The 23,003-nt window shown below is 71.7% G+C and carries 20 protein-coding genes, 1 tRNA gene and 1 pseudogene; 12 read left to right on the plus strand and 10 right to left on the minus strand.

What is annotated here, in order from left to right; genetic code table 11:
- Positions 1 to 145: 145 nt before the first annotated feature.
- From DDQ41_RS04675 to DDQ41_RS04685, 3 genes are all read right to left on the minus strand, one after another.
- Positions 146 to 856, minus strand: coding sequence for an HAD-IA family hydrolase (locus tag DDQ41_RS04675; protein WP_109293336.1), 711 nt, complete (start codon positions 854 to 856; stop codon positions 146 to 148).
- A 428-nt stretch (positions 857 to 1,284) separates the two neighbouring features.
- Positions 1,285 to 1,869: a TMEM165/GDT1 family protein gene (locus DDQ41_RS04680; RefSeq protein WP_109293337.1), complete on the minus strand. Its 585-nt coding sequence runs from the start codon at positions 1,867 to 1,869 to the stop codon at positions 1,285 to 1,287.
- A 501-nt stretch (positions 1,870 to 2,370) separates the two neighbouring features.
- Positions 2,371 to 3,249 carry an ABC transporter permease gene (locus DDQ41_RS04685; RefSeq protein WP_262508355.1) on the minus strand — a complete coding sequence of 293 codons (879 nt, stop codon included), beginning with the start codon at positions 3,247 to 3,249 and terminating at the stop codon, positions 2,371 to 2,373.
- A 182-nt stretch (positions 3,250 to 3,431) separates the two neighbouring features.
- Between DDQ41_RS04685 and DDQ41_RS04690 the strand changes: the two genes are divergently transcribed.
- Both DDQ41_RS04690 and DDQ41_RS04695 read left to right on the plus strand, forming a co-directional pair.
- Positions 3,432 to 4,085: an HNH endonuclease family protein gene (locus tag DDQ41_RS04690; protein WP_109293338.1), complete on the plus strand. Its 654-nt coding sequence runs from the start codon at positions 3,432 to 3,434 to the stop codon at positions 4,083 to 4,085.
- Between the two features lie 253 nt (positions 4,086 to 4,338).
- Positions 4,339 to 6,216, plus strand: a complete 1,878-nt coding sequence (locus DDQ41_RS04695) for an alkaline phosphatase D family protein (protein ID WP_109293339.1) — start codon at positions 4,339 to 4,341, stop codon at positions 6,214 to 6,216.
- A 1,202-nt stretch (positions 6,217 to 7,418) separates the two neighbouring features.
- Here the strand turns inward: DDQ41_RS04695 and DDQ41_RS04705 are convergent.
- Positions 7,419 to 7,961 (minus strand): superoxide dismutase family protein, encoded by a 543-nt coding sequence (locus DDQ41_RS04705; RefSeq protein ID WP_309475799.1) that lies wholly within the window; start codon positions 7,959 to 7,961, stop codon positions 7,419 to 7,421.
- A gap of 603 nt (positions 7,962 to 8,564) precedes the next feature.
- On the opposite strand from DDQ41_RS04705, the gene DDQ41_RS04710 reads away from it, so the two are divergent.
- A complete protein-coding gene (locus DDQ41_RS04710; RefSeq protein ID WP_109293341.1) occupies positions 8,565 to 9,230 on the plus strand; it encodes a DedA family protein in 666 nt (221 codons plus the stop codon).
- On the opposite strand, the gene DDQ41_RS04715 is transcribed toward DDQ41_RS04710, so the two are convergent.
- Both DDQ41_RS04715 and DDQ41_RS04720 read right to left on the minus strand, forming a co-directional pair.
- The gene (locus DDQ41_RS04715) at positions 9,199 to 9,459 is read right to left on the minus strand and encodes a DUF2277 domain-containing protein (protein WP_109293342.1); all 261 of its coding nucleotides are present in this window, start codon (positions 9,457 to 9,459) and stop codon (positions 9,199 to 9,201) included. The two genes, DDQ41_RS04710 and DDQ41_RS04715, sit on opposite strands and share 32 nt — an antisense overlap.
- Before the next feature lie 219 nt (positions 9,460 to 9,678).
- Positions 9,679 to 9,942 carry a hypothetical protein gene (locus DDQ41_RS04720; RefSeq protein ID WP_245991552.1) on the minus strand — a complete coding sequence of 88 codons (264 nt, stop codon included), beginning with the start codon at positions 9,940 to 9,942 and terminating at the stop codon, positions 9,679 to 9,681.
- A gap of 255 nt (positions 9,943 to 10,197) precedes the next feature.
- Here DDQ41_RS04720 and DDQ41_RS04725 point away from each other — a divergent pair, with 255 nt between their 5' ends.
- Positions 10,198 to 10,632, plus strand: a complete 435-nt coding sequence (locus DDQ41_RS04725; RefSeq protein ID WP_109293343.1) for a protein-tyrosine phosphatase family protein — start codon at positions 10,198 to 10,200, stop codon at positions 10,630 to 10,632.
- Between the two features lie 998 nt (positions 10,633 to 11,630).
- On the opposite strand, the gene DDQ41_RS04740 is transcribed toward DDQ41_RS04725, so the two are convergent.
- Entirely contained in the window at positions 11,631 to 13,328 is a 1,698-nt protein-coding gene (locus DDQ41_RS04740; protein WP_109297466.1) for an IS1634 family transposase, read from the minus strand.
- Positions 13,329 to 13,395: 67 nt separating this feature from the next.
- Positions 13,396 to 13,611 carry a hypothetical protein gene (locus tag DDQ41_RS04745; protein ID WP_109293345.1) on the minus strand — a complete coding sequence of 72 codons (216 nt, stop codon included), beginning with the start codon at positions 13,609 to 13,611 and terminating at the stop codon, positions 13,396 to 13,398.
- 252 nt (positions 13,612 to 13,863) lie between these two features.
- Between DDQ41_RS04745 and DDQ41_RS04750 the strand changes: the two genes are divergently transcribed.
- The 4 genes from DDQ41_RS04750 to DDQ41_RS04765 all read left to right on the plus strand — a co-directional run bounded on the left by DDQ41_RS04750 (position 13,864) and on the right by DDQ41_RS04765 (position 18,630).
- Entirely contained in the window at positions 13,864 to 14,355 is a 492-nt protein-coding gene (locus tag DDQ41_RS04750) for a hypothetical protein (RefSeq protein WP_109293346.1), read from the plus strand.
- A complete protein-coding gene (locus tag DDQ41_RS32235) occupies positions 14,352 to 14,705 on the plus strand; it encodes a hypothetical protein (RefSeq protein WP_109293347.1) in 354 nt (117 codons plus the stop codon). Before DDQ41_RS04750 ends, DDQ41_RS32235 begins: the two co-directional genes overlap by 4 nt.
- 396 nt (positions 14,706 to 15,101) lie before the next feature.
- Positions 15,102 to 16,799, plus strand: a complete 1,698-nt coding sequence (locus tag DDQ41_RS04760; protein ID WP_109297466.1) for an IS1634 family transposase — start codon at positions 15,102 to 15,104, stop codon at positions 16,797 to 16,799.
- Between the two features lie 259 nt (positions 16,800 to 17,058).
- Positions 17,059 to 18,630, plus strand: coding sequence for an IS1182 family transposase (locus DDQ41_RS04765; protein ID WP_262508641.1), 1,572 nt, complete (start codon positions 17,059 to 17,061; stop codon positions 18,628 to 18,630).
- A 528-nt stretch (positions 18,631 to 19,158) separates the two neighbouring features.
- Here the strand turns inward: DDQ41_RS04765 and DDQ41_RS04770 are convergent.
- Positions 19,159 to 19,299, minus strand: a complete 141-nt coding sequence (locus DDQ41_RS04770; protein ID WP_109293349.1) for an HAD family hydrolase — start codon at positions 19,297 to 19,299, stop codon at positions 19,159 to 19,161.
- A 32-nt stretch (positions 19,300 to 19,331) separates the two neighbouring features.
- On the opposite strand from DDQ41_RS04770, the pseudogene DDQ41_RS04775 reads away from it, so the two are divergent.
- Positions 19,332 to 19,586 (plus strand): annotated as a pseudogene (locus DDQ41_RS04775) (tyrosine-type recombinase/integrase); the annotation flags it as partial.
- Positions 19,587 to 19,667: 81 nt separating this feature from the next.
- Here the strand turns inward: DDQ41_RS04775 and DDQ41_RS04780 are convergent.
- Positions 19,668 to 19,742: transfer RNA gene (locus DDQ41_RS04780), tRNA-Val, on the minus strand.
- Positions 19,743 to 20,250: 508 nt separating this feature from the next.
- Between DDQ41_RS04780 and DDQ41_RS04785 the strand changes: the two genes are divergently transcribed.
- From DDQ41_RS04785 to DDQ41_RS04795, 3 genes are all read left to right on the plus strand, one after another.
- Positions 20,251 to 21,585 (plus strand): hypothetical protein, encoded by a 1,335-nt coding sequence (locus DDQ41_RS04785; RefSeq protein WP_262508356.1) that lies wholly within the window; start codon positions 20,251 to 20,253, stop codon positions 21,583 to 21,585.
- A gap of 452 nt (positions 21,586 to 22,037) precedes the next feature.
- Entirely contained in the window at positions 22,038 to 22,652 is a 615-nt protein-coding gene (locus DDQ41_RS04790; RefSeq protein ID WP_109293351.1) for a DUF4383 domain-containing protein, read from the plus strand.
- 9 nt (positions 22,653 to 22,661) lie between these two features.
- Positions 22,662 to 22,880 carry an FmdB family zinc ribbon protein gene (locus DDQ41_RS04795; protein ID WP_109293352.1) on the plus strand — a complete coding sequence of 73 codons (219 nt, stop codon included), beginning with the start codon at positions 22,662 to 22,664 and terminating at the stop codon, positions 22,878 to 22,880.
- Positions 22,881 to 23,003 lie beyond the last annotated feature (123 nt).

The raw sequence follows: 23,003 nt of genomic DNA on the forward strand, positions 1-23,003 counted from the left end.
CGGTCCGGCGGCGGTCCGGGCACCCGCTACACGGGACACCGAGGGGCGCCCGGCCGGCCGACCGCGCCAAGGGCCGCCCGCGCCAAGGGCCGGCCGCTGAGGGCCGCCCGCGCAAGGGCCGCCCGCGCAAGGGCCGCCCGCCGAATCAGCCCTGGCGCACGGGAGCGAACGCCAGCGCGCCCGTCGCATCGGCCCGGACATCGACGCCGGTGAGGTCGGGCGCGTGGGCGTCCGGGGCGAAGGCGGCGGCACGGGGGCCGATGCCGAGAACCCGCATCCCCGCGGCACGCGCGGCCGCGATACCGGCCTCGGAGTCCTCGAGCACCACGCAGTCCGCCGGTGCGAAGCCGAGTTCCGCCGCGCCCTTGCGGAAACCCTCCGGGTCCGGCTTGCTCGCGCCGACGCACTCGGCGGTGATCCGAGTGTCGGGTATACGCAGCCCTGCCGCGTTCATCCGGGCCGTTGCGAGCGCCGCGTTCGCGGAGGTGACCAGCGCGTGCGGCAGGGCGGCGATGGCCTCCATGAAGGCGGGCGCCCCGGCGATCGGCACGACGCCGTCCAGATCGGCCGTCTCCTGCGCGAGCAACTGCCGGTTCTCGGCGTGGTTCTGCTCCATCGGCCGGTCCGGGAGCAGCACGGCCATGGTCGCGTACCCCTGCCGCCCGTGGACGACCTTGAGCGCCTCGTCCGGGTCGAGCCCGTGGCCGACCGCCCAGGAGCGCCAGACGCGCTCCACGACGGCGTCCGAGTTGACGAGCGTGCCGTCCATGTCGAGCAGCAGCGCCCTGAAGACGCCGATGGTCTCGGGGCGGGATCCCGGGTCGACGGTCGCTGCGGGCGTCTCGGAGCTGGGCATCGGGCCGTCCTGGGAAGTCGGTGCGGAGGGCAGGGCCGCCGACGGCAGACCGTGGCCATGGGTGCAGAGCGGCCTCCGCCCACCGGTCAGGGGTTGCGGGCGGAGGCCACTTTGTTCCTTCACGATACAAACCAAACGGCTTCCGCGCCAATCCGAGTCCGGAACGCCCTCGGCGGGGACGGGCACGGACGCCCGGCACCCGGGCGAACCCGCACCCGGGACGCGCGCGGACGAGACACCCGGGCGGACTGGCGGGTGGAAGGCACAGATGGAAGGCACGGGCGGCAGGCACGGACGGAACGCGAGGTCCCCGCCGGGCCCGCATACCTCGCCGTACCGCCGGGATCGACTCGGCCCGCGATCGCCCCGTACAGGCTCCCCGTACAGACTCGGCCCGCGATCGCCCCGTACAGGCTCCGCGCACAGACTCAGCCCGCGATCGCCTCGTACAGGCTCAGCCCGGCGAGCACCAGCATCAGCCCGGCCGCGATCCTCGTGATCAGCTTCAGCGGCAGGTACTTGAGGAGCGTCCGGCCGCCCACGATGCCCAGTGCGGCCACCGCCCACAGCGCAAGGACCGCGCCGAGGCCGACGGAGAGCGGATTGTCGTAGCGGGCCGCCAGGTTGGCGGTCATGATCTGGGTCAGATCGCCGAACTCCGCGACCAGGATCAGCATGAAGCCGGCGCCGGAGACCTTCCAGAAGGACTGGTCGGACGGGGCCTTGATGCTCTCGTCGTCGTCATCGGGCTTCTTCAGCAGCAGCATCGCCGCGCCCGCGAGAAAGAGCACGCCGACGACCGCCTGCACCAGCCGCTGCGGCAGCAGGGTCAGCACGCTGCCCGCCGCGATCGCCAGCGCGACATGCACGGCGAAGGCCGCGGCGACTCCGACGAAGACATACGAGGCGCGGTAGCGGGTGCCGAGCACCAGTCCGGCCATGGCCGTCTTGTCGGGAAGCTCGGCGAGGAAGACGACGCCGAAGGTGATCGCCATGGTCGTGATACTGAACACGGATGGAGGTTCCTCGATCGGTCGGGCCCTGCCGCGCCGAGAGACCTGAGCGAGTGCGTTCCAGGGGTCGCCTCGGCACCGGCAGCAGCCATGGACGGTCATAAACGGTCATGGTCACTGCTTGCCGAAGGTCTCGCCGGCGGACCGCTGCGCGGCCGCCTCCGGGCGCCGGCCGGGCGAGCCCGGCAGTATGTCGACGTTCCGGCACAGGGCTACTCCCCTTCTGCTGCGTACAGAGTACGGGACGCCTACGGGAGACGACGGGGGCCGGTCGCCGACGCCGTCACGTACCCGGCCCGGCGCCGGCCCCGATGACCCTGACCCGACCCGACCGTCGTCACGTAACCGGCCCCGATGACCCCGACCCGGCCCCAGCCCGACCCCGGGTTCGGGGTCGGGGTCGGGGTCGGGGTCGGGCGGAGTCCGGGCCGACCCGGCCCCAGCCCGGAGCCGGGGACCCGGTCCGGTGGGAATCACGGACCCGGTATCCCGCCTCGTCCGTCACGAGCCCGGTCCGGTCGGCATCACGGACCCGGGCCCCTCCTCGCCCCTCACGAGCCCGGTCCGGTCGGCATCACGGACCCGGGCCCCTCCTCGCCCCTCACGAGCCCGGTCCGCGCCCTTCGCCGACCCGGCCGGGAGGTCCCGGTGCAGCCGACCGCGCGACACCAGCTCCAGTACCACCGCGACCGCGACGGCCTGCACCGCCATCAGCGCGACGAGGACGAACAGCTGCACCGCACCCGCCTGGAGCGGTGACGCCCCGCCGAGCAGCATCCCGACGAACGCGCCCGGGAGCGTGACCAGCCCCACCGTCCTGGTCTGGTCGAGTCCCGGCAGCAGCGCGTCGGCGGCCGCGTCCCTCACCACCTCGAGCCGGGCGTCGCGGTCGGACAACCCGATCGCCATTGCGGCCTCGACCTCCCCGTGCCGGGTGGCGAGTTCGTCGAGCGCGCGCCGTCCGGCGAGCACCGTCGCGGTCAGCCCGCCGCCGATGAGGATGCCGGTCACCGGAATGAGCGCGATGCCCTTCACCGGGACGAGCCCGGTGAGCAGCAGGGCGGCGACGACCGGCACGACACCCGCGCCGATCGGCAGAGCCGTCAGCCACCAGGTGCCGTTCGGGGTGACCCGCCGGCCCGCGGTGCGTACGGCCACGGCGTACATCACCAGCAGGAAGGCGAGCAGCAGCGGGACGGAGCGGACAGCCCAGCCGATGACGAGCGAGACCGCGCCCAGCTGGACCGCGGCGCGCAGACCGGCCACCACCATCTCGCGGGCACGACCCGGCCCGAGGTGGGCGACGGCCGCGACACAGGCGGCGGCGGCCAGGAGCACGGCGAGGACGATCCCGAACGTCACATTGACCGGCAGCAGCACGCGCCAACCCTAAGCCTGCCGGGGGGAATTGCCGGTGCCGCGAACCCTTGAAGTGACGTGTTCATGTCGTCACTCTGTTACCTGGCGCCCATCCCCGGGCAATCCGGCGCCGCAACCATGGCGCGGGCCCGGCCCTTCGGGGTCCGGTCCGGGCAACGCCCCCCACCAACAGAGGAGTTCTCATGTCAGGTCTCTACGCGCGTCGAGCCACCCGGACCGCGGTGCTCGCCGCGTCCGTCGCCCTCGCGTCGGCCACCGCGCTGCTCACCGCGCCCGAGGCCCAGGCCGCCCCGCCCACGCCGGTCAGCGCGGCCACCGCCCGCACCTATCTGGGCCAGCTCACGGTCAAGGCGGAAGGTTCCTCCTCCGGCTACAACCGCGACAAGTTCCCCCACTGGATCACCCAGTCGGGCGCCTGCAACACGCGCGAGGTCGTCCTCAAGCGCGACGGTTCCGACGTCGTCCAGGACTCCGGCTGCGCCGCCGTCAGCGGAAGCTGGTACTCCCCGTTCGACGGCGCCACCTGGTACGCCGCCTCGGACGTCGACATAGACCACATCGTGCCGCTCGCGGAGGCCTGGCGCTCCGGAGCCGGCTCGTGGTCCACCTCCGCGCGCCAGGCGTTCGCCAACGACCTGACACGGCCGGCGCTGATAGCCGTCACCGACAACGTGAACCAGTCCAAGGGCGACCAGGACCCCGCCGAATGGATGCCGCCGAGCAGTTCCTACCACTGCATGTACGCCCGTATGTGGGTGCACACCAAGCACCACTGGAACCTGTCCGTCGACTCCGCCGAGAAGTCCGCCCTGCAGTCCGTCCTCAACGGCTGCTGACCCGCCGACGGCCACGGCCACGGAACGAGCACGGCCTTGGCACGGGCACGGCCTCGGAACGGGCACGGCCTCGTCCACACCCTCGCCACGGCCACAACCGGACACCGGCACCGGCCGGAGGCACCGATACGTCCGGGGCCCGGACGCGCGACCGGCCCTCAGCGGGCAGCGGCCGAACGCCCCTCCGGCATGGAACCGCGCCGCCCTACCCCGTCGTTCCGTACCGTACGGGTGGGGCGACGGAGGAGGGCACATGGCAGCGGGGCTGCGCCTGGGACCGCTACTGCGTTACGTGGACTGGGAGACCGGTGAGCACGCGACCGTCTGGATCGAGGCGGACCGGCCGTGCACGGCAGAGGTGCGGTGCCTCGGCGCGCCCTCCGGAGAGGGTCCCGGCGAGGTCCCCGGGCCGACCGCCGGGGGCGCGGGAGCGAGCGGCGTCCCCGGCGACGCGGGTGCCCAGGGTGCCCAGGACGCCCAGAGTGCCGAGGACGCCCAGAGTGCCGAGGAGGCGCAAAGCGACCAGAGCCCCCAGAGCCCCGACAGCACCCAGAGCACCGGCTCTACGGGCGGCCCGTCTGCCGTCTCGCCGAAGGGCGCGGGCGGCTCCGCCCGCACGTTCCGGATCGAGGGCCACCACTACGCCCTGATCCCGGTCTCCGGCCTCTCCCCCGCCTCGTCGACGGAGTACGAGGTACTGCTCGACGGCCGCCGGGTCTGGCCCCCGGCCGACTCGCCGTACCCGCCGAGCGTGATCCGCACGCCGGCCATCCCCGCCGAGTCGGTACGGGTCGCCTTCGGCTCCTGCCGGTGGTCCGCGCCACCGGCCCGCAAGCGCGATCCGATCGGACCGGACGCGCTGGACACCCTGGCCGCGAGGCTGGCGGCCGAGCCGGAGGCCGAGCGTCCCGACCTGCTGGTGTTGCTGGGCGACCAGGTGTACGCGGACGCCACGTCGCAGGAGACCCAGCGGTGGATGGCGACCCGGCGCGATCTCGGCCGGCCGCCCGGGACCCAGGTGGCGGACTACGAGGAGTACACCCGGCTGTACGAGGAGTCCTGGCTGGACCCGGAGGTGCGGTGGCTGCTGTCGACCGTCCCCAGCTGCATGATCTTCGACGACCACGACGTCATCGACGACTGGAACACCAGCGCCTCCTGGGTCGCCGAGATGCGGGCGACGCCCTGGTGGCGGGAGCGCATCCTCAGCGGCCTGATGTCCTACTGGGTCCATCAGCACCTGGGCAACCTCTCCCCGGCCGAGCTGGCCGTGGACCCGGTCTACGCGGCCGTGCGGGACGCCCCGGACGGCACGGAGGCCCTCCGGGCGTTCGCCGCCCGGGCGGACACCGACCCCGCCTCGGTCCGCTGGAGCTACCGGCGCGACTTCGGCAGGACCCGGCTGCTGATGATCGACACCCGTGCCGCCCGGGTCCTCGACGAGCGGTGCCGGGCGATGCTCGACGACGAGGAGGCGCGCTGGCTGCGCGACCAGGCGCTTCAGGCGCCGGGCTCGTACGACCATCTGCTCATCGGGACCTCGCTGCCCTGGCTGCTGCCCCCGGCCATCCACGACGTGGAGAGCTGGAACGCGGCGCTGTGCCGGGGGGCTCGGGGCGCGCGCTGGGCACGTGTCGGGGAGAACCTGCGAAGACGGGCGGACCTGGAGCACTGGGCGGCGTTCCCGTCCTCGTTCGAGGAGCTGACCGCCCTGATCAGGGAGGTGGGCAGTGGCCCGCTGGCGCCCTCGACGGTCTGCGTGCTGTCCGGGGACGTGCACCACGCCTATGTGGCGGAGCCCCGCTGGCCGGATCCGGCGCCCTCCGCCCGGGTGTTCCAGCTGACCTGCTCCCCCGTGCACAACTCCGTCCACGCCTCGGTGCGGGTCGGTTTCCGCTTCGGGTGGAGCCGTGCGGGGCGGCGGCTCGGCCGGGCCATGGCCCGGCACGGCAGGACCGGGCGGCCGACGGTCCGATGGGACAAGAGCGGCGGCCCCTGGTTCGGGAACCAGCTGATGACCCTGACCCTGAACGGGCGTTCGGCCGGACTCCGGCTGGACCAGACCGGCACGGACCGTACGGGTACGCGGCTCCTGACCGTGGACGAGCGGAACCTCACGCATGGCCCGTGACCCTTCACCCGGCCGGAGGCGAACCTGACCGCCACCCCGGACTCCTCACACGGCAGGGGGCATGCCGAGGCGGACGCTCCCCTTCCCGCGCCACCGTGCACCCCGCCTCGGCCCGGGAGTCAGTACCCTGCCCGCGTTCCCTCCGGCCCCCTCCGGCCCCCTCCGGCTCCCTCCGCCGCAGCCCTGGTCGGCGCGGGTCCCCGCGGTACATCCGGGAGGCCCCGAGGCGACCGGGCGCCCGGACCAGGTCGTGCCCCGCGATGTGGTGTAGGTGATCAAGTGCTCCACGTTCCGGTTCGAGGCCCATGGCGATCTCCGTGGGGACGGCGACCCACGAAGCGTCCCGCTGAAACGGGTTGAACATCCAATCCGGCCGAGTCACCGTCTCCGACCTGCGGCTTCCGCCGTCCTGATCCCCTACACCACCCGGCGGGACGCGATCCCGGACCACCTGACCGGCCGTCAGGGACGGGTGCGTCCGGGCAGGTTCGCCGTCGGGGTGCCCACCGAGGGAGTGCACTGGTTGACGGCCCCCGGCACACGGCCGGGGGTGGACTCCGTGACGCTCTCCGACACCGGCGCGGCGGGCCCGCGCGGTGCTCCGCGTGAGCGCGCGGCCCGGACACCCCGCAACGGGCGGCCGCCGCCCGAACGGCGAACTCGCGGGCATCGACCCGTTCCGCCCTGCCGGCGCCTCGTGGCTCCATGCCCCGGACCGGAGGAGACCCCCGACGCGGCCGCGCGGCGGATCACCGCACGAGCGGCTACGGCCGGGCCGGGCCGTAGCCGCTCGGCGCGTTCCGCGTCCTCGACGGCCGGCTGTTCACCTGCGACGGGACGTGGGCGCTCCCGGCGCACCGGCGGCGAACGACGCGGTGGCCGCTACCACCCGGTGGACGGCGGTCCGCTCCCCACCCGGATCCGCCGTCCACCGGTCCGCTCCCCGTTCGGGCCGCGCGCCACCGGTCCGCTCCCCACCCGGGTCCGCCGTCCGACGGGTCCGCCCGCGCCGCGGTGGTTCCGGGACCACCGCCACGCGGCCGCCCCAGAGCCGGAGCCAGGGCCGGAGCCGGAATCGGAGCCAGGGCCGGAGCCGGGGCCAGGGCCGAGGCCGGAGCCAGGACCGAGGCCGGAGCCAGGACCGGGACCGGAGCCAGGACCGGGACCGGAGCCGGGCCCGGGACCGGAGCCCGGGCCCGGGCTCACGGCGTGCCGTAGCCGCCGAACGGGACCGTGAAGCAGGCCACCCGAGCGCCCGCGCCGCCCTGTTCGGCGTGCAGGACGACCGACTGCGCCCCACCGCGCCGCAGCCCCCAGTCGTGCCGGGTCTCGGCGTGGCCCTCCCCTGCGCCGTCGGCGGTGAAGTCCAGCCACAGTTCGTTCACGGGATCGGCGCCCGGCGCTGCCCGGTGCTGGTAGTGCGGTCCCGCCCCCGCGGGATCCGCGTCGCACGGCGCGGTGTGCACATGGGCGCCGAAGGCGTGCCCCGGCCTCAGCCCGCCCACACGGGCCCGCACCACGGTCCCCGAGCGCTCGGACGACTGCTCCACCACGATCCACGCCCCCGCCGGCACAAGCACCCGATCGTAGGTGAACGCCGTCGACGGAACGAAGGAACCGGGCGGGGTGAACCGCCCGTACGCCCGCAGGACCACCCCCTCGCCCTCGGCGGGCGCCCCGCCGGAACCGGTGAAGCGGGCCCCGCCGGAAACGGCGGAATGGGCCCGGCCGGTAAGACGGCTCACGTCCGACGGCCGGACTCCGCCGGCACGGGCCCCGGCGGGCGGGGACCCGGCAGGCGGGACGCCTCGGGACGGGACCACACCGAATGGCACATAGCCGTACGAAGTCACACCAAGCGGAACATCTCCTGACGGGTACACGCCGATTGGGGCGTTTACTGACGGAGAAACACCGAGTGGGACATCTCCGAACAGGGCCGCTCCACCGGCCCCGGCGACCGGGTCGTGCCGATCGTGCTCCCGGGGCCCGTCGCCCGCTCCGTGAACCGCGCCCAAGGCCCCCACCGCCAATGCCACCAGGGCCGCCGCCCCCGCCAGTGCGCCTGCCGCCGCCATGTGCCACTCCCCGTTCCCGGTGCCCGCGATCCGTGTGCGCGCCGAGCCGGCACGCGCCCCGGCCCTCGTACCGCGAGCGGACCGGCGGTGTCCCGAGCCGCGCCCGGCAGGGCGCGACGGCCGGAGGGACTGCACCCGTACGGCCCTGTCCGGCTTCACCCCGACCCTGGCGATCTCCCCGATCTGTACAGGCGTACGCTCTATGGCGGTCATGCCGCCCCTGCCGCTCCCCTGCGACATCGCGGCGTTGTCATCCGGTGGGGAGTCGTGGTGTTCGAGGCTGTGGGGCTGCTGCTCGGCAGCCCGTGGATCTACGCGGTCGTGGCGCTCTCCGTGCTCCTCGACGTTTTCCTGCCCGTGCTGCCGAGCGGTGCGCTGGTGATCACCGCCGCGACGGCAGCGGCGGCCGGGACGACGGCCGCGGCGGGACAGAGCGCGGCGACCGGGTCGAGCGCGGTCGCATCGGCCGCGGTCCAGACGTCCGGCGACGCGCCCTCGGTGCCGGGGCTGCTGCTGTGCGCGGCGACCGCGTCCGTGCTCGGCGATCTGGTCGCCTACCGGCTGGCGCGACGCGGCGGCGAGTGGCTGGACCGTGCCGTCGCCCGCTCCCGGCGGCTGGCGACAGCCAGGGAACGACTCGGTACCGCACTGAGCCGGGGCGGTGGACTGCTCGTCGTCATCGCCCGGTTCGCGCCGGCCGGCCGGTCCGTGGTCTCCCTCGGCGCGGGCGCGGCGCACCGCAGGGTGTGGGAGTTCCTGCCCTGGTCGGCCCTGGCCGCCGTGGCATGGGCGGGCTACAGCGTCGGCCTCGGCTGGTTCGGCGGGCAGTGGCTGGGCGCGACATGGGTGGGCGTGGCGGTGTCCGTCGCCGCCCTCTTCGCAGCCGGTTCCGTCGCTGCCTACATCATGCGGCGTCCGGTGCCGAAGGCTGCGTAGCCTTCCGCCCGGCGCCTGCGCCGCCTCGCACCTCCAGCCCGTCGAGGAGCTTCCGCGTCGCTTCCGCCACCTCGTCCACGGCCCGGTCGAAGACCTCGCGGTTGTGCGCGGCGGGCGCCCGGAAGCCGGACACCTTCCGTATGAACTGCAGGGCGGCTGCCCTGATGTCCTCCTCGGTGGCTTCTTCGGGGAGGACCGGCGGTCGAAGAGTCCTGATGCTGCGGCACATGGTTACCAGTGTGGGCCACACCACTGACAAACGGGCCCCCGGGGAGGCCATCGGCCACGGCAGCGAAGGCGGTCCGTACACGGCGCGGGCCGCCGCAGGCCCCGGCGGGGCCGCCTCCGCCCCGGTGGTCACCGGGGCGGAGGTGTCGGCAAGCGGACGGGACCCGGCCCCGGCGCGGGGCAGGCGGCGCAGGTCGCACCGCGGGGCAGGCGGCCGGGGTCAGGCGGCGCGGGCCAGCCGAAGGACCGCGCCCGCGCGCGGGGACCCGGCCGTGGCGCCGGCCGCCCCGGGCTCCTCGTCGGCTTCGTCGGCCTCGGTGCGCTCGGCGGCCAGAGCCGCGGCCCACTCGACGAGCAGTTGCTGGTACCTCGCCTCGTCCGCGGGGGACAGCCGGCTCCCGGACTTCTCCCACAGGGCACGAATCGCCGCATTCACCACGGCTGCGGACCGTACGGAACCAATCTCGCGAAGGGATGGGGACATGGGCACAAGGTTACGCGGCAGGACCGACAACCGTGACCCGCCGGACCGCCGCGGTGACCCGCGCCACCGGCCCGCGTACCACGATCGTGGCTGGTGGGGACACCCGGCACCCGCACTCGACGTGTCCTCTCTCACACCCTCTCAACACCTCCCCTCCCGACCGGACTTTACGAAAACATTGATCCGGCGTTCACCGGGACCGTCGCAGTCCCCTTCCTCTCCGCTCCCGGGGAGGGCAGTCCTTGGAGGCTTCCCATGACCGAGCCCTGGCCACCGGCGGCGGCCGGTGTCCTCCGCCTCCCCTCAGGACGGCTGGTGCGGGGACGCGGCCTGCGCTGTCCGCCGCCGGACGGGCCCGTTCCCACGTACGCGCTGTATCTGCTGGACCGGCCGCCTCCCGACGTTCCCTGGGATGCCGAGTGGCTGCGCTGGCCCGACTTCCGGCTCCCCCGCGACCGGGACCGCGCGCACGCCGCCCTGCGGGAGGTCCGGGCGCGCGCGGCCACGGAGCGGGTGGAAGTCGCCTGCGGGGGCGGGCGCGGCCGTACCGGAACGGCCCTCGCGTGCCTCGCCGTCCTCGACGGCGTACCGGCCGCCGAGGCGGTGGCCTTCGTCCGGCGCCACTACGACCGCCGTGCGGTCGAAACCCCCTGGCAGCGCCGGTACGTTCGCCGCTTCCCGCTTCCGTGAGCCCGGCTCGGGGAGGGTGACGAAGCCCGGCCTGTGCCCCGCCCGGCCGAGAGCGGCCGCCGGGCGTGGAGGCTCAACGGGGCTTGAGAGAGACGACTCGAGGGACTTCAGGGGCTCGAGGAGCTTGATGAGGCGAGGGGCTTGAGGGGCGAGGGGATCCGCCCGGCACAGGACGCGCGGTCCGGATACCCCGGCCCGGTCCCCCATCCGGGTGGCGGCACCGGGTCCGCTCCACCGGCCGGAGCCCGAAGCACCACGCTGGAGCGGACCTGAAGGAGAGTCGCATGGTGCCGAAGCCTCCGTCGTGCCCGCAGTGCCCTTCCCGCCCGCAGCTGTGGAAGGACACCACCCGCACCGCCCCCGGCCACGAGGACCGGTGGCGCTGGTACTGCACGCACTGTGCGAGGCGCTGGGCCCCCACGCCGGAACACCGGCTCAAGTTCACGGTCTTCCCTCCCGCACCGCAGCACCCCCCGCGATGACCGCTCACCGCTCACCGGTCGCCCACCGCCCGGTGTGCTCGACAGCACGCCCGACGACCCGCTCCCGGAGGGCGGATCACTGCTGGAGAGCGGCCTTGAACCCCGCGATCAGCAGGCCGAGGACCAGGTCCGACCACCCCGGCCGCGAGCACGACGCACCGGCACCCCGGCCCTGAACGCCGCCACGACCGCCCGGCCGACCTACCCGGCACATCACCTCCCCGGGCCGCGGCCCGACCGTGGGTGAACGCCCGCATCGGTATCAGGAGTAGATGCCAGGAGTAGACGTCAAAGGCCCCCAGCCATGATCGGTTGGGGGCCTTGGCACTGGTGGGCGCGGACGGTTTCGAACCGCCGACATCTGCTTTGTAAGCCTGGCGCCGATCTCCGACCGGCCGTTCCCCTGAGTTCCGCAGTTGGTAGGCATGCGGATGAGTCGAAAACAGAGATTGAGCTGCGGAAACGTCGGGATGGCGCCCGTGCGGGCGTGTGCCCACGTGGGCACGTTATGGCTGGTCAGGCCGGGTCTGCGGCGGTGATCCGTGGCGGCGGTTTGATGCCGCAGGCGCGGTAGAGGGCGGCCTGCTGGCTGGTGAGCGGGGTGGTCTGGGTGATCTGTCCGGCGTCGCCGGTGAGGGTGACCTCGTGCACGCGGCCGAGTTCGGTGCTGATCCGGTTCCAGGTCTGTCCGGTGCGGCGTTCGGCGACGCGGATCAGCAGCAGTGCGAGCCAGCACAGCAGCACGTGGGCGCGGATGCGGTGTTCGAGACGGTGAAAGACCGGTCGTAGTTCCAGCACCGTTTTCAGATCACGAAATCCGCGCTCGGCTTCCAGGAGAGCCTTGTAGCCGACCGCGATCTCCTCGGCACTCAGGTGCGGATCGGAGCTGGTCAGCAGGTACTTGCCGTCGAGACGCTCCTCGGCCTTGACCTTGGCGCGGTCGATGGCCAGCCGTCCGTTCTTCGACGTTCTCAACCACCGCTTCAGGGTGGGGTGTTCGATCAGCGCGCACTCGGCGCGCACGTGGGCGGCCTCCGCCCGCTCCCGCGCCTTGGCTGTGGTCGCGCGCTTGGCGTCACGTTCACGCTGGGACCGGATCCGCTCCAGTTCGGCCTCGATCCGCTTGATGGCCTCCTCGCGATGGCGACGGTCGCGTTCCTCCTGGGCAGGGTTGTGGCAGATGACGAAGCGCCGGCCCGGGGCCTGGTCGAGCTTGACTTCCTTGACGCGCAGGTTGTCGCGGACGCTCTGGTAGCGGCCCTGCCGGGCGAGCGCGGCCTCGGCCAGGTCGCCTCCGTCACGCATGCGCATCCCGGCGATGTAGTGGCCGCCGGCGCGGGTGAGGTAGGCGAGATTGTCCGCGGAGGAGAAGCCGCGGTCGACCACGGTGATCACGCGGCCCAGCTTCCAGTCGCGCATGTCGTCCTTGACCTGCGGCAGGATCGCCTGGTCGCTGGTGCCGCCGGGCCAGCACCAACACCGGACCGGGACGCCCTCTTTGGTGACAGCCAGTCCGATGGTGATCTGCGGCAGGTCGTCGCGGTGGTCCTTGCTCTTGCCGTAGGCGCGGAACGGGGTCTCGCCCTCGTCGGGTTCGTCGCGTTCGAAGTAGGTATTGGTGGTGTCGAAGAACAGCAGGTCGACTTCGAGGTTGAGGAGGTTGGCGACCGCGAAGAACACCGCTTCCTGCACTTCAGCCTGGGCGTCGGCCTCCACCAGCAGGTCCATGGCCCGGTATGCCTGGTTCTCGTCCATGGCCTCCAGGCCGGGTATCACCGCGTCGCGGCCGGCCCACTCGGCCGCCGACAGCTTGGAGGCCGGGGCGATGGCACGGTTGGCGGCCAGTGCGAACAGCACGCGCTCGACGTCGGTGCGGAACCGGCGCGCGCCGAGGATCTTCTTCAGGGCGGCGTCGATCTCCAACTGCCGCCACAGGCCCTGCAGAAGCCAGACCGCCCCGAGCGGGCGCGAGCCGGTCACCTGCAGGCCGCCGCCGGCCGCCGGAGCGGCCGCGTCAGCGCCGTCCTCGCCCAGGTAGCGGTTGATCGAGGCGACCAGACGGCGCAGGCCGTCGGTGTCGAGCTGGTCCTCGCGGCCGAAATTGTGCACCACCTCGGCCTGCGTAGTGCCGCCCACCCGCCGGTTGTGCGCGAGCTGAACATAGCGAACCGTCGTGCCGTTCTTGTTCTTCCGCTGGGTGGTCCGCAAGTACATGCCCACAGCATCAACGATCACAGCAAGAAGATCAATACCTCATGGACTAGGCGTGTGCCCACGCGATTCACGCGACGCGCATGCACCGAAACACCGTGACCTGCGCAGACACTGATCGACAGACCCGTATGTGCCTACGAACTGCGGAACTCAGGGGGATGGTGACGGCGGCTGCGGGGATGCCTTCGGGGGCGAGATTGAAGAGCCGGCTGAGTTCGCTCTTGCCGAGCTGGCAGGTGATGTAGACCGTGCGGACTTCGGTCTGCTGGGTGGCGGTGGACATGCGGGGATCTTGACGGCCGCGGCGGGGCCCTGTCGTCGGGTCGGCGGATCGGTGACCAAGTTGAGGCCCGGCGGGGAACCGCAGTGCCCGCGACCCCTCTGGATGGCCGGCTCTGTCGCGCCTGGGTCACTAGTCCTCTGACCTGCGACTATGCCCGCATCGAGTCCTTACGGCGACGCTGAGTGATTTCCGGCCTGATCGGTGTCCCGTTCCCGGTGGACGATTGCAGACTTCTGAACTACTTTAGAAGTCATGACCACCATGCTGGCTGAAGTGAACTTCTCGGAGCTCGTCAAGAGCCCCGTAGCCACGGTCGCGCGGCTGCAGGACACCCCCCGCAAGGGTCTGCTGCTGCACCGTCGCGGTGACGAGGAAGACCTGTACCTGACGACAGCCGCGCGCGCCGAGCAGGTCACGGAGGTCGTCGACTCGACCACTCGACTCTTTGTCGCGCTCATGAAAAGCAGCCCCGAGGCGGTGACGATGCTGACCGCAGTGTTCCCTGAGGCGTTCCCGTGGGTCCGCTTCCTGCCGCAGAAGGCAGTCCAGGAGTTCCTCGTCGAGTTCATGGAGACCGCACGAGCCGCCTCCGATCTCGGTACCGTTGGGCCGATCGTGCCGCTGATCGCGGCATGGAAGTCGACCGCCGAGGTGTATGCGGACCAGGAACTCTACAGCAAGCTGACCAGTCCGGAGGCGGGCGACTTCGGAGAAGTCGAGCCTCCGGAGGTACCTACAGATTGAGCAATAAGAGGGGGGACCTCGCCGTCCCGCCGCCCAAGCCGGGCGAATACAAGATCCGCTTCGGGGCCAGGGATGTAGGGGTGGGGTGGCAGGCCCTCTGTGCCGAAGCCCCTACCAATACCGCCGATGCCTGGTTCACGATGCGGACCGGTCCGGCGCCTGCGGTGCAGACCAGCCGTCACCATCAGTTGAAGTACGACCTTGCGACTGCGTTCTTCAACGGTAAGGACCGTGATCAGTGGCAGATCGAGGTCACGAGCGGAGGTCGTGTCTGGTACGTGGTCGAGGAGGAGCGCAAGACTGTGTGGCTCCTGCATGCCGCGGCCAAGCACCCCAAGCGGACTGAGTAACCGGCGAGCGAGCCCGCCAGCCTCTCGGGTGGCAGGGTCAGGTCGAGCCACAACCGTGCCGGAACAAGCGGTCAACCATGGCCAGTCGGGGCATGTGAGAGGCAGATACCGGCCGGCAGATGCAGCACGGCGGCAGGTCTACTGACCTGGAACCCTGAGTTCCGCAGTTCGTAGGCACATACGGGTCTGTCGATCAGTGTCTGCGCAGGTCACGGTGTTTCGGTGCATGCGCGTCGCGTGACCTGAGTTCCGCAGTTCGTAGGCACATACGGGTCTGTCGATCAGTGTCTGCGCAGGTCACGGTGTTTCGGTGCATGCGCGTCGCGTGAATCGCGTGGGCACACGCCTAGTCCATGAGGTATTGATCTTCTTGCTGTGATCGTTGATGCTGTGGGCATGTACTTGCGGACCACCCAGCGGAAGAACAAGAACGGCACGACGGTTCGCTATGTTCAGCTCGCGCACAACCGGCGGGTGGGCGGCACTACGCAGGCCGAGGTGGTGCACAATTTCGGCCGCGAGGACCAGCTCGACACCGACGGCCTGCGCCGTCTGGTCGCCTCGATCAACCGCTACCTGGGCGAGGACGGCGCTGACGCGGCCGCTCCGGCGGCCGGCGGCGGCCTGCAGGTGACCGGCTCGCGCCCGCTCGGGGCGGTCTGGCTTCTGCAGGGCCTGTGGCGGCAGTTGGAGATCGACGCCGCCCTGAAGAAGATCCTCGGCGCGCGCCGGTTCCGCACCGACGTCGAGCGCGTGCTGTTCGCACTGGCCGCCAACCGTGCCATCGCCCCGGCCTCCAAGCTGTCGGCGGCCGAGTGGGCCGGCCGCGACGCGGTGATACCCGGCCTGGAGGCCATGGACGAGAACCAGGCATACCGGGCCATGGACCTGCTGGTGGAGGCCGACGCCCAGGCTGAAGTGCAGGAAGCGGTGTTCTTCGCGGTCGCCAACCTCCTCAACCTCGAAGTCGACCTGCTGTTCTTCGACACCACCAATACCTACTTCGAACGCGACGAACCCGACGAGGGCGAGACCCCGTTCCGCGCCTACGGCAAGAGCAAGGACCACCGCGACGACCTGCCGCAGATCACCATCGGACTGGCTGTCACCAAAGAGGGCGTCCCGGTCCGGTGTTGGTGCTGGCCCGGCGGCACCAGCGACCAGGCGATCCTGCCGCAGGTCAAGGACGACATGCGCGACTGGAAGCTGGGCCGCGTGATCACCGTGGTCGACCGCGGCTTCTCCTCCGCGGACAATCTCGCCTACCTCACCCGCGCCGGCGGCCACTACATCGCCGGGATGCGCATGCGTGACGGAGGCGACCTGGCCGAGGCCGCGCTCGCCCGGCAGGGCCGCTACCAGAGCGTCCGCGACAACCTGCGCGTCAAGGAAGTCAAGCTCGACCAGGCCCCGGGCCGGCGCTTCGTCATCTGCCACAACCCTGCCCAGGAGGAACGCGACCGTCGCCATCGCGAGGAGGCCATCAAGCGGATCGAGGCCGAACTGGAGCGGATCCGGTCCCAGCGTGAACGTGACGCCAAGCGCGCGACCACAGCCAAGGCGCGGGAGCGGGCGGAGGCCGCCCACGTGCGCGCCGAGTGCGCGCTGATCGAACACCCCACCCTGAAGCGGTGGTTGAGAACGTCGAAGAACGGACGGCTGGCCATCGACCGCGCCAAGGTCAAGGCCGAGGAGCGTCTCGACGGCAAGTACCTGCTGACCAGCTCCGATCCGCACCTGAGTGCCGAGGAGATCGCGGTCGGCTACAAGGCTCTCCTGGAAGCCGAGCGCGGATTTCGTGATCTGAAAACGGTGCTGGAACTACGACCGGTCTTTCACCGTCTCGAACACCGCATCCGCGCCCACGTGCTGCTGTGCTGGCTCGCACTGCTGCTGATCCGCGTCGCCGAACGCCGCACCGGACAGACCTGGAACCGGATCAGCACCGAACTCGGCCGCGTGCACGAGGTCACCCTCACCGGCGACGCCGGACAGATCACCCAGACCACCCCGCTCACCAGCCAGCAGGCCGCCCTCTACCGCGCCTGCGGCATCAAACCGCCGCCACGGATCACCGCCGCAGACCCGGCCTGACCAGCCATAACGTGCCCACGTGGGCACACGCCCGCACGGGCGCCATCCCGACGTTTCCGCAGCTCAATCCCTGTTTTCGACTCATCCGCATGCCTACCAACTGCGGAACTCAGGATCCCGGGTTCCGCATAATTCGGCGGTCTAGGTGACTGGTGTTAATCGTGTGGGCTCGCGTTGGCTCTTCGATCTGTGCCAGGCTGCCGGGTGTTGGTCGCTGGGTGTGGGGAGAGGTTGAGCGATGGCGGTGGGCCGGACTCCGATGCAGCCGGGGTTGCTCTCCTCCACGGCGGGTTTCTGCGAGGGTCGGCTGGCGCCGAACTCGGTCTATGCGGTGCTGCACCGTGAGTGTGGTGCGTTGTTCCCGGATGAGATGTTCGCGGATCTGTTCGCGGAGGACGGTCGCAGGTCGGTGCCGCCGATGATCGTGGCGGTGGTGATGGTCCTGCAGCGTCTGGAGGGCTTGTCCGATCGTGAGGCGGTCGAGCGGTTCGCGTTCGATGTGCGCTGGAAGTACGCGGCCGGCGGGCTGGACTTCGATCATCCGGGGTTCGTGCACACCGTGCTGGTGGACATGCGGGCGCGGCTGGCCGCTTCCGCTCGCCCGGACCGGATCTTTGAGCGGACGGTGGAGGTGGCCGCTCAAGCGGGGCTGGTGGGCCGCAGGCGGGTGCTGGACTCAGCGCCCGTCTATGACGCGGTGGCGACGCAGGACACCATCACGCTGATCCGTTCGGCGGTTCGTGGCCTGCTGCGGGCGGCCGATCACGTACTGCGGGCCGCGCTGCGGGCGGTGATCTCCAGCGGGGACGCCTACACCAGTGCGGCCAAGCCGGCCATCGACTGGACGGATCCGGCCGAGCGGGAGGCCCTGATCGATTCGCGGGCCCGTGACGGGTTCGCGGTGCTGGCCGTGCTGGAGGGGCGGGTTCTGGGGCAGGAGGTGGACCAGGCCGCACGCCTGCTGGCCATCGTGCTGGGCCAGGACCTGGAAGAGGACGACGACGGGGTGTTCAGGATTGCCCGCAAGGTGGCCCGCGACCGGGTCATCTCCACGGTCGATCCCGAGGCCCGGTACGGGCACAAGACCGTCCGCCGCTCCTTCGACGGTTACAAGGGTCATGTGGCCGAGGACCCCGACAGCGAGATCGTCACCGCGACCGCGGTCACCGCGGGCAACGTCGGCGACGCCGAACCCGCCGCCGAGCTGCTCGACGACATCCTCCACCCGGCCACCCCGGCCGAGCAGGCCGAGCAGGCCGAGCAGGCCGAGGTCTATGGTGACGCCGCCTACGGGACCGGGCCGCTGCTGGCCGAGCTGGCCGATGCCGGCATCGAGGTGATGGTCAAGGTGCAGGCGGCCAACGCGCCGGGCGGGCGGTTCTCCAAGGACGCCTTCAGCATCGACCTGGAAGCGGGGCAGGTCACCTGCCCGAACCAGGTGACCGCCGTGATCCGCTCGCACCGCGACGGCGGCGGGGCGGCCCGCTTCCGGGCCGCCTGCGCCACCTGCCCGCTCGCAGCCCACTGCACCACGGCCAAGGACGGCCGCGTGATCAGCATCGGCCCGCACGAGGAACACCTGGCCCGGGGCCGCGCGCGCAGCGCCGACCCGGCCTGGCTGGCCGCCTACCGGGCCACCCGGCCCAAGGTCGAACGCAAGATCGCCCACCTGATGCGGCGACGGCACGGCGGACGCCGCGCCCGCATGCGCGGCCGGGCCAAGATCGCCGCCGATTTCTCCCTGCTGGCCGCCGCCGTCAACATCGCCCGGCTCGGCGCGCTCGGAGTCACGTCCACAGCCGGTGGAAACTGGGCGATCGCGGCCGGCTGACCACCCGGAAGGGGCTCAGAGGCACGCGAGCGACTCGACCGCGGTCGCATCACCCCCTCAACAGCCATCAGGCCGGACACGAACCGTCCACAAGTCGCCCTGCCACCAGCCGCCGACACGATCCTGACACCCTCCATGGCGAACCGGCACGCTCAGGAAGACCCGCTTAACACCAGTCACCTAGAGAGCCGAATTATGCGGAACCCGGGCCCATGGCTGCTGCGTAAAGCCGCGGAGACGACCGCCCCAGCCACGGATCTGCTCTTACCTGCTGTCCGCACTGTCCCCAGCCCCGGCCTGGCCTTTCGCCCCTCTGTGGGCGCGGGCGGGCGACGACGCGCGGTCCCGGTGGCGGAGACATGGAGGGAGCCGGGTGGCGGCGTCCGGCCGACGCCGCCGCGCTGTGCGCGGCACCTCTGATCTCTGCATCAGACTGCTTGCAGTTCCAGGAGGCCGGGATCATCGGCGAGCGGAGCGAGCACTTGATCAAGTAGAGAAACTCTTACCGCGTGGCCTGGTCGGCGGTTTCTAGGCGTCCTGGATCAGTTGGGCCATGTCTTCGATCACCACGGTGGCCCCGGCTTGGCCCAGGCGCTCGGCCTTGCCGGGCTTGTTGGCGTAGCCGATGGACATGGTCCCAGCTGCGCGGGCGGCTTCGATGTCCGTCACCGAGTCGCCGACGAATACGGCGTTCTCGGGAGCGGAACCTCTACCGCTCGTTCACTCGGGTCGCCGACTCCGCCGGTCTCCGCGTCATCCGACCGCACGACGCCCGGCACGGCTGCGCCACCCTGCTCACCGCGGCCGGTGTGGCTCCCCGCGTCGTGATGGAGATCCTCGGGCACAGTCAGATCGCGGTGACGATGAACGTGTACACGCACGTCGTCCAGGACACGCAGCGCGAAGCCGTCAGCCACATGGACCGGCTGCTCAAGCGGCGGCCCGACCGTGGGTGAACGCCCGCATCGGTATCAGGAGTAGATGCCGGGAGTAGATGTCGGAGGCCCCCAGCCATGATCGGTTGGGGGCCTTGGCACTGGTGGGCGCGGACGGTTTCGAACCGCCGACATCTGCTTTGTAAGAGCAGCGCTCTACCCCTGAGCTACGCACCCGAGAATGAGGCAACAGCCTACATGGACCCCGGGTGGGTGCCGCAAACCAGACCACATGGGACCTCCATGGTGAGCGGGGGTAGGCGGGCCCCGGGGCGTCCGGCGCGGGCCGCCGGCTGGTGCTGCGCGGGGAGGCGGAAGCACGGTCGGATACTCCGCGGGTGGGGAGCGGCCGGGGGCGGGTCGGTGCCGCAGGTCCCGCGACCGGTGCAGCGGCGGGAGTCCGGTGGAAGATGGGGCTCGTCACGGGGGTAGGGGCTTCGTCCCGGGGGAAGGGGCTCGTAGCGGGGGAAGGGGCTCGTAGCGGGGACGGAGCGGCGGCACCGCCCTGCCACTGCGATCCACGAGCCTCGCGGTGGGTGAGCGGCGTCCGCAGGCTTGTCGCGCGAAGTGTGAACTATCAGGCTCGTGTGTTCGTCCTTACCCGGTGGGAGAATGAACCGGCAGGGCGGACACGGCACGGGAGAGGGATGTGACGGCGACACACGCACGGCCGCGCGCAGGAGCGATGGCGAGAGCGGGAGTCGTGCGTGACATGGCCGCACTGGTGCTGGTGCCGTTGCCGCTGGTGATCGCCGTACTCCCCGCCGCGTTCGCCGGAGGCGGGACTCGGCGGTGGTTCGGTGGCCGGGGCGAGAGCCAGCGGGCCGACGCGCAGGCCGCGAAGGACGCCGCCGCGGCGGCCTTCTACGAACTGGACACCGCCCAGCGCGACCTGCGGATCTCCATCGAGACCATCTCGGCCGTGGACAGCTCTGCCGGCGCCCGGCGCGCGGTCGAGGAGTTCACCGCGCTGGGACACCGGATCGACGAGGTCAGCCACACGTACATCACCGCCGTCGACGCGCACGACCTCGACCGGGACGACCTGGACCCGTCGGTGGCGGTGCGTGCACGACGGGACCTGGCCGGGGCGAAGGACTCGCTGGTCCGGGTCAGGGGCGAGCTGGACCGGTTCGCACAGGGCCTCGGGCCGCTGCTGGAGAAGGCTGAGACCCAGCTCGCCCGGCTCGCCCCCGCGGTCGAGCGGGCCCGGCAGGCACTGCTCGCGGCGAGCAACGCCCTCGACGCGGTTCGCGCCTCGGGTATGCGCGCCGACGGCCTGGCGGCCCGGCTCGCCGCCCTCGCCCCCGAGCTGACCAGGCTCAACGAAGGCGCAGGCCGGCACGGCGTGGCCGAGACACTGCAGCGTGCCGACCGGGTGGTGCGGGAGGCCGAGACGATAAGGGCCGAGGCCGGGCGGCTTCCCGAACGGGCGGCCGAGATCGACAAACGCCTGGTGTCGCTGCGTACCCGCGCCCAGGCCCTCACCACACGCACGGAGGGCGTCGAGCCCGTCCTCAGCGAGCTGCGCCGCCGCTTCTCGGCCGCCTGCTGGCAGGATCTGCAGCCTGTTCCCGCCCGGGCCGGTGAGGACGTACGCCGCGCCGAGGAGAAGCTCAAGGAAGCCGCCAAGGCGCGCGACGAGCAGCGCTGGCCCGATGCCACTGCCCTCCTCACCACCGTGCGGGCCCTGCTGAACAGCGTCGACGAGGCCGTCTCGGCCGCCGGTGACCGGCTGCGGCGGCTCGACGCCGTCGCCAAGGACCCTGAGCAGGAGATCCAGCGCACCCGGTTCGCCATCCGCGACGCCCAGCGCCTCGCCATGGCGGGCCGCAACACCCCGGATCCGCGGCATGCCCGCCCCCTCGACGACTCCGTCGCCCGGCTCGATCGGGCCATCGCCGGTCTCGAGGGACGCCACCCCGACTACTGGCACTTCCTGACCGAGTTGGAAGCGGTCCGGCAGACCGTGGCACGCGTCGTGGGCCTGATCCGCAGCGAGCGCGGCCCGGCGGTGTGACCGCTCCGCGGGGCAGTCGCACCTTGCGGCCGCGGCGACAAGCCCGCCCCGACCTCGCGGTCGGCCGGGCGCAGCGCGCTCACCAGCCGAAACGACCACCCGCCGGGTAGCCGCTGCACATGGCGGCCGACCGTGCCCGCGGCCGCGGGCACCCGTCTGCTCCTGTCCGGTACCGTCCGCGCCCCAGGGACGGACGACCCGGCCCGCCGACGTCCCTTCCGGGGGCTGTCTCCGGTGCCGCCGCTCACGGCGCGCGGACACGCGGACAGGCGAGCACGCGGACACGCGGACACGCGGACACGCGGACACGCGGACACGCGGGCTACGGCTTCCGCTGGTGACGGTCCGCGCCTGCGCCGACACGCCATCCCACCCGTGCGCAGGTCCCGTTTGTCCGGGTGCCGCGGCGGGCGGATCCTGTAGGGAGGTACGCACGGCCAAGGGAGGCCGCAATGGCATCCACCAACGCGTCGCAGGACACGAGGCACAGCGGAGACGGGCACGTCACCCTGAACGAGCACCTTCCCGTGGACCACAGGCTCAACAAGGTCTACCGCTATGGCGCGGGGCTCATGGGCGTGATCCTGCTGGTGTTCGGGATCCTCGGGCTGACGCACAACCTGGGCTTCTTCGACACGGGCAACGACACCATCGCGGGCCTCAACACCAACGGCGCGCTGAGTGTGCTGTCCATCTGCGTCGGGCTGCTGCTGTTCGTCGGCATGGTCATCGGCGGCAACTTCGCCTCCACGCTGAACATGGTGCTCGGCATCCTCTTCATCTTCAGCGGCTTCGTGAACCTGGGCCTGCTGGACACCGACGCCAACGTCCTCAACTTCCGCATCCAGAACGTCCTCTTCAGCTTCGTCGTGGGGGTCATGCTCATGTGGTTCGGCATGTACGGACGGGTGAGCAGCACCCTCCCCCACGACAACCCCTACTGGAGGGCCCGCCACCCGGAGGAGGCGGCGAGGGAGGAACGGGCCCGGGCGGGGCGGACGCAGGCGGGGCGGATGCTGCCGCGCGAGGGTTCGGAGCCCGGTCGCCAGGACCGACGCCCCGGCTAACCTGTCCCCATGCCCCGTTACGAGTACCGCTGCCGCACCTGCGACAACACCTTCGAGTTGAGTCGGCCCATGGCCGAGTCCTCCGCTCCCGCGCCCTGCCCTGCGGGGCACGACGACACCGTGAAGCTGCTCTCGGCGGTCTCCGTGGGCGGGACGAGCACGGGGGCAGCCCCTGCGCCGACCGGGGGCGGTGGTGGTGGCTGCTGTGGCGGCGGGTGCTGTGGCTGAGCGGCTGACACCCGACGACTGACGACTGACGACTGACAGCTGACAGCTGACAGCTGACAGCTGACAGCTGACAGCTGACAGCTGACAGAATTTGTCAGCGAATGTTGGCTTGACCGTGTCCGG

Source organism: Streptomyces spongiicola, assembly GCF_003122365.1.
Taxonomy (GTDB): Bacteria; Actinomycetota; Actinomycetes; order Streptomycetales; family Streptomycetaceae; genus Streptomyces; species Streptomyces spongiicola.

Coding starts and splice junctions, on each gene's coding strand:
- DDQ41_RS04740 (WP_109297466.1), bottom strand. CDS start 13,328: ATGTACTTGCGGACCACCCAGCGGAAGAACAAGAACGGCACGACGGTT.
- DDQ41_RS04795 (WP_109293352.1), top strand. CDS start 22,662: ATGCCCCGTTACGAGTACCGCTGCCGCACCTGCGACAACACCTTCGAG.
- DDQ41_RS04760 (WP_109297466.1), top strand. CDS start 15,102: ATGTACTTGCGGACCACCCAGCGGAAGAACAAGAACGGCACGACGGTT.
- DDQ41_RS04720 (WP_245991552.1), bottom strand. CDS start 9,942: ATGTCCCCATCCCTTCGCGAGATTGGTTCCGTACGGTCCGCAGCCGTG.
- DDQ41_RS04750 (WP_109293346.1), top strand. CDS start 13,864: ATGACCACCATGCTGGCTGAAGTGAACTTCTCGGAGCTCGTCAAGAGC.
- DDQ41_RS04745 (WP_109293345.1), bottom strand. CDS start 13,611: ATGTCCACCGCCACCCAGCAGACCGAAGTCCGCACGGTCTACATCACC.
- DDQ41_RS04715 (WP_109293342.1), bottom strand. CDS start 9,459: ATGTGCCGCAGCATCAGGACTCTTCGACCGCCGGTCCTCCCCGAAGAA.
- DDQ41_RS04675 (WP_109293336.1), bottom strand. CDS start 856: ATGCCCAGCTCCGAGACGCCCGCAGCGACCGTCGACCCGGGATCCCGC.
- DDQ41_RS04765 (WP_262508641.1), top strand. CDS start 17,059: ATGCAGCCGGGGTTGCTCTCCTCCACGGCGGGTTTCTGCGAGGGTCGG.
- DDQ41_RS04690 (WP_109293338.1), top strand. CDS start 3,432: ATGTCAGGTCTCTACGCGCGTCGAGCCACCCGGACCGCGGTGCTCGCC.
- DDQ41_RS04785 (WP_262508356.1), top strand. CDS start 20,251: ATGGCGAGAGCGGGAGTCGTGCGTGACATGGCCGCACTGGTGCTGGTG.
- DDQ41_RS04725 (WP_109293343.1), top strand. CDS start 10,198: ATGACCGAGCCCTGGCCACCGGCGGCGGCCGGTGTCCTCCGCCTCCCC.
- DDQ41_RS04695 (WP_109293339.1), top strand. CDS start 4,339: ATGGCAGCGGGGCTGCGCCTGGGACCGCTACTGCGTTACGTGGACTGG.
- DDQ41_RS04790 (WP_109293351.1), top strand. CDS start 22,038: ATGGCATCCACCAACGCGTCGCAGGACACGAGGCACAGCGGAGACGGG.